Source organism: Bradyrhizobium sp. P2_E8 (genome assembly GCF_056403875.1).
Genome location: NZ_JBFUES010001925.1, coordinates 1 through 531, shown reverse-complemented (window position 1 = coordinate 531; position 531 = coordinate 1). Strand labels below are relative to the sequence as shown.

At 68.0% G+C, this 531-nt stretch carries 1 protein-coding gene; it reads left to right on the top strand.

Translation table 11 applies throughout. The features are described from left to right. A partial coding sequence (locus AC1D00_RS44740) for a DsbE family thiol:disulfide interchange protein (RefSeq protein WP_477015165.1) occupies positions 1–510 on the top strand: 510 nt, incomplete at its 5' end. Between the last annotated feature and the right edge of the window lie 21 nt (positions 511–531).

The window sequence follows — 531 nt, the reverse complement described above, 5'->3', positions numbered from 1 at the left end:
GTGCTGTTCTGGTTCCGGCTCGGCAGCGGCGATCCCTCGCGGATTCCCTCGGCGCTGATCGGGCGGCCGGCGCCGCAGACCGCACTGCCGCCGCTCGAGGGATTGCAGGCCGACAACGTCCAGGTGCCGGGTCTCGATCCCGCCGCGTTCAAGGGCAAGGTCAGCCTGGTCAACGTCTGGGCCTCCTGGTGCGTGCCGTGCCACGACGAGGCGCCGCTCCTGACCGAGTTCGCCAAGGACAAGCGCTTCCAGCTCGTCGGCATCAATTACAAGGACGCATCCGACAATGCGCGGCGCTTCCTCGGCCGCTACGGCAACCCGTTCGGCCGCGTCGGCGTGGACGCCAACGGCCGCGCCTCGATCGAATGGGGTGTCTATGGCGTGCCGGAGACCTTCGTCGTCGGGCGTGAGGGCACCATCGTCTACAAGCTGGTCGGCCCGATCACGCCGGACAATCTGCGCAGCGTGCTGCTGCCGCAGATGGAGAAGGCGTTGAAGGCGGGATCTTAGTACGGGTCTCGTGCCCCGGAC